Genomic DNA, 4,660 nt, shown 5'->3' on the forward strand with positions numbered 1-4,660 from the left:
GTTGAGGTCAAGCGGCGGGCATCTGACCTCGGGGGACGAGTGCTGCGCCCGCCGCTTGACCTCAACACTAGGGGCGCGAACAGGCCTGGTCCTCATGCCCTCGTACCGAATGCCGGGTAGCCCGGAGGATGACGCCGGGATGACGGGCGTACTCCCCTGGGTGGAGAGCGCTCCTCATGTCCCCGGGTCTTCCCTGAAGGGACGGCGCACCGACCCGGCCGGGCGCCTCTATGGCAAGCCTTTGCGGAGGGTGACTTCGATCACTGCGAACGGCTCCCCCACCGCATGGCCGGCCGATGGCGGCACCCCGTCTCCGCGCCCATCACCCGTACCTCGTACGGGTCTTCCTGCGCCTCCCGGACACCTGCCGGTCACCGCCGCTTCGGCTCCCGCCATCGCCAATCCCCCTTCAAATCCGTCCCCCTGACGGGCTGTTGAACGCCCGCCCGCGGGCCGGGAACACCGAACCGGCCGCTCCCGCCCGCTCTTCGAGCCTGCCACCCGCCACTGACAATCCGTCCCCCGACGCATGCGCGGCCTATGAGCACACCAGGCCGCCAATCCGTAAGCTGTGCCACGTCAGACGGACCGGGCAGCGGGGATGGACATGGCGATGATGCGGCTCCGGCGCGAGGACCCGCGTGTCGTCGGCTCGTTCAGGCTCCACAGGCGGCTGGGCGCCGGCGGCATGGGCGTGGTGTACCTCGGCTCGGACCGGCGCGGGCAGCGGGTCGCGCTGAAGGTGATCCGGCCGGACCTCGCCGAGGACCAGGAGTTCCGGTCCCGCTTCGCGCGCGAGGTGTCGGCGGCCCGGCGGATCCGCGGCGGCTGCACGGCCCGCCTGGTGGCCGCCGATCTGGACGCGGACCGGCCGTGGTTCGCCACCCAGTACGTGCCGGGGCCCTCGCTGCACGACAAGGTGTCCGAGGAGGGGCCGCTGTCCGCGGCCCGTACCGCGTCGGTCGGCGCGGCCCTGGCCGAGGGGCTGGTGGCCGTGCACGAGGCGGGGGTTGTGCACCGCGACCTCAAGCCGTCGAACATCCTCCTCTCCCCCAAGGGCCCGCGGATCATCGACTTCGGCATCGCCTGGGCCACGGGCGCCAGCACGCTGACGCACGTCGGTACGGCGGTGGGTTCGCCCGGCTTCCTCGCGCCCGAGCAGGTGCGCGGCGCGGCCGTCACACCGGCGACGGACGTGTTCGCGCTCGGCGCGACGCTGGCCTACTGCTCGACCGGCGACTCGCCGTTCGGGCACGGCAGTTCGGAAGTCATGCTCTACCGCGTCGTGCACGAGGAGCCGCAGCTGCACGGGGTGCCGGACGCGCTCGCCCCCCTCGTACAGGCCTGTCTGGCCAAGGATCCGCAGGAGCGGCCGAGCACGCTCCAGCTGTCGCTGCGGCTCAAGGAGATCGCGGCGCGCGAGGCGCACGGCATGGTCGCGGAGGTCCGTCCGCCGGCGCCGCGCCGGGAGGTCGAGCGGCCGTCGGGCGCTGCGGCGGAGGAGTACGCGCGGCAGCGCACGGAGCGGGGCCCGGCGGGCACGCCGGCACCCCGCGGCCAGACTCCGCGCCCGTCCGGGCCGCGTACGGGAGGCTCGACCTCGCGTATGCCGGGGGCGCGCTCCGGACCTCGCACGCCGGTGGCGCGCGACGGGGGGCGGAACAGTGGCACGCGGCCGGGTGGGCGCACCACACCGGTGCGGAACCCCGGGCCGCGCACGGGGGGTTCCCGGAACACCGGTTCGCGCCACCCCACAGGGGCGCGCAACACGGCGTCGCGGCCGGGGCCCGGCGGGCGGCGGCCCGGAGTCAACCGGCGGCTGCTGCGACAGCGGCTGATCGTCTTCGTGGTGGTCACGCTGCTCGTGGCGCTGGGCATCGCGGCGGCGCAAGGCTGCCAGGGGCCCATGAACGGGCTGGGGTTGGGGGCCGGCGGGGCGCCGACCGCCCCGCACGGCCCGACCGACACGTCCTCAAGCGGGATCGCCGACGCACCCACCAGTCCGGTCCCCGACACGGCCACACCACCGCGAGGAGCCGCGGCGGACTGAGGCCCGCCGGATTCGCGACGGTTGAGCCGCCCACGGAGGTGCCGGGCCGTCGGTGTCCGGCGTCGCGGGCCACGCCACCGTGGGGCGCCTGTGGCGGACCGATGCCCGGCTGGACTCACAGCAATCGTCTGCCGGCTTCACGGCAGTTGTGGGCCGGACTCACGGCAGTTGTGAGACGGGCTCACGAGAGTTGTGGGGCGGGGTCGCGGGAGTTGTGGGGGCGCCGGGCTCAGGCGTGGGGGTGGCCCGCCACCGCGTAGAAGGCGACCGCGGCTGCGGCGCCGACGTTCAGCGAGTCGACGCCGTGGGCCATCGGGATGCGGACCCACTCGTCCGCGGCGACCAGCGCCTGCCGCGACAGGCCCTCGCCCTCCGCGCCGAGCATCAGCGCCACCCGCTCCAGCCGTTGCGGGGCGGCCTCGTCGATGGCGGCGGCCTTCTCGTCCGGGGTCAGGGCGAGCAGGGCGAACCCGGCCTCGCGCACCGACTCCAGGCCGCGCGGCCAGGTCTCCAGGCGCGCGTAGGGCACCGAGAAGACCGCGCCCATGGAGACCTTCACCGACCGGCGGTAGAGCGGGTCGGCGCAGTCCGGGGAGAGCAGTACGGCGTCCATGCCAAGCGCGGCGGCGCTGCGGAAGATGGCGCCGATGTTGGTGTGGTCGTTGACCGCTTCCATCACCACCACCCGGCGCGTACGCGCGAGCAGTTCCTCCGCGGTGGGCAGCGGCTTGCGCTGCATGGAGGCGAGGGCGCCGCGGTGGACGTGGTAGCCGGTCACCCGCTCGGCGAGCTCGGGGCTCACCGCGTAGACGGGGGCCGGGACTTCGTCGATCACATCGCGCATCACGTCGACCCACTTGGCCGAGAGCAGCATCGAGCGCATCTCGTACCCGGCGTGCTTGGCGCGCCGGATCACCTTCTCGCCCTCCGCGATGAACAGCCCCTCGGCGGGCTCGCGTTTGCGCCGGAGTTCCACGTCCGTCAGGCCCGTGTAGTCGCGCAGCCGCGGGTCGTCGGGATCGTCGACGGTGATGAGATCAGCCACAGGGTGATACTGCCTTGTCCTTGATGTGGTGCCAACGGGCCCGGGTGGGTTGGGGTACGAGGGACGCGGTGCCTACGAGTCGGCGGGCTCGCGGCCGGTGGTCCTCGCGCCGACCGCGACGACCTCGCCGATCACCACGACGGCCGGTGGCCGTACGCCCTCGGCCCGTACCGTCTCCCCCACGGTGGCCAGGGTGGCGTCCACGCGGCGCTGGGCGGCCGTCGTGCCCTCCTGGACGACCGCGACCGGGGTCTGCGGCGAGCGCCCGTACGCGATGAGCGCCTCGGCGATGGCGCCGATCCGCTCGACGGCCATCAGCAGCACGAGCGTGCCGCGCAGCCGGGCCAGGGCCTGCCAGTCGACCAGCGAGCGCGGGTCGTCGGGGGCGACATGGCCGCTGACGACCGTGAACTCGTGGGCCACGCCACGGTGGGTGACGGGGATGCCCGCCGCTCCCGGCACGCTGATCGCGCTGGAGACGCCGGGCACCACCGTGCACGGAATGCCCGCCTCCGCCAGGGCCTCGGCCTCCTCCATGCCGCGGCCGAAGACGAACGGGTCACCGCCCTTGAGGCGTACGACGGCCCTGCCCGCCTTCGCGTGCTCGATCAGCGCGCTGTTGATGGCCTCCTGCGCCATGAAGCGGCCGTACGGGATCTTGGCCGCGTCGATCACCTCGACGTGCGGCGGGAGTTCGTCCAGGAGGTCGCGCGGGCCGAGGCGGTCGGCGATCACGACATCCGCCTCCGCGATGAGCCTGCGGCCGCGCACGGTGATCAGGTCCGGGTCGCCCGGGCCACCGCCGACCAGGGCCACGCCGGGGGTACGGGAGCGGTGGCGGGGGGCCGCGATCGTGCCGTCGCGCAGCCCTTCGACGACCGCGTCCCGCACGGCCGCGGAGCGGCGGGGGTCGCGGCCGGTGAGGACGGCCACGGTCACGCCCTCGCTGCGGCCGGTGGCCGGGGTCCAGGCGGTCGCCGCCTCGGCGTCGTCGCTGCGCACGCACCAGACGCGGTTCGCCTCGGCCTCGGCGGAGGCGGCGGCGTTGGCCGCCGGGTCGTCGGTGCTGATCAGCGCGTACCAGGCGTCCGCGAGGTCGCCCTCGCGGTAGCGGCGGCGCTCCCAGCGCAGCTCGCCCGCCTCCGCCATGGCCTCCACGGACGGGGTCGCCGACGGGGCGATCAGCGTCACGTCGGCACCGGCGGCGAGGAGGGCGGGGAGGCGGCGCTGGGCGACCTGGCCGGCGCCGAGGACGACCACCCTGCGGTTGGCCAGGCGCAGGCCGACGGGATAGGCCCCTTGGGCCTCCCGGGCGTCTCCGGTCTCCCTGGTCGCCGGGACCTCCTGGGTCGTCCGGGCCGCCGGGGTCGCTGCGCGTGGCTTGTCTGTCATGGCTGCGGTGGCCCTCCGGGCGGGGGTTGGGCCGCTGCGGCGGTGGAGCGGCGGGAGTGGCCGCCGGGAGCGGCCTTCTCCGCCAACCCTACGTGGCGGGAGTGAGCCGGGGCCTGCGGCCATCCTGTTGGGGCCCGACGTGCGCGAGCACGGGCCGGTGGCCCCGTTGTGCC

Annotated in this window: 3 protein-coding genes; 1 reads left to right on the plus strand and 2 read right to left on the minus strand. The window is 74.8% G+C overall.

Annotation, left to right across the window (positions count from 1 at the left end):
- Positions 1-601: 601 nt before the first annotated feature.
- Complete coding sequence (locus tag AOK16_RS10660; protein WP_079101241.1) at positions 602-2,050, plus strand: serine/threonine-protein kinase; 1,449 nt, start codon at positions 602-604, stop codon at positions 2,048-2,050.
- 229 nt (positions 2,051-2,279) lie between these two features.
- On the opposite strand, the gene AOK16_RS10665 is transcribed toward AOK16_RS10660, so the two are convergent.
- Positions 2,280-3,095 (minus strand): TrmH family RNA methyltransferase, encoded by an 816-nt coding sequence (locus tag AOK16_RS10665; protein WP_055472009.1) that lies wholly within the window; start codon positions 3,093-3,095, stop codon positions 2,280-2,282.
- A 72-nt stretch (positions 3,096-3,167) separates the two neighbouring features.
- On the minus strand, positions 3,168-4,487 hold the full coding sequence (cobA, locus tag AOK16_RS10670; RefSeq protein WP_079101242.1) for a uroporphyrinogen-III C-methyltransferase: 1,320 nt from the start codon (positions 4,485-4,487) through the stop codon (positions 3,168-3,170).
- Between the last annotated feature and the right edge of the window lie 173 nt (positions 4,488-4,660).

The sequence above is a fragment of the Streptomyces pathocidini genome, from assembly GCF_001418495.1.
Lineage (GTDB): Bacteria > Actinomycetota > Actinomycetes > Streptomycetales > Streptomycetaceae > Streptomyces > Streptomyces pathocidini.

Coding starts and splice junctions, on each gene's coding strand:
- AOK16_RS10660 (WP_079101241.1), top strand. CDS start 602: ATGGACATGGCGATGATGCGGCTCCGGCGCGAGGACCCGCGTGTCGTC.
- cobA (WP_079101242.1), bottom strand. CDS start 4,487: ATGACAGACAAGCCACGCGCAGCGACCCCGGCGGCCCGGACGACCCAG.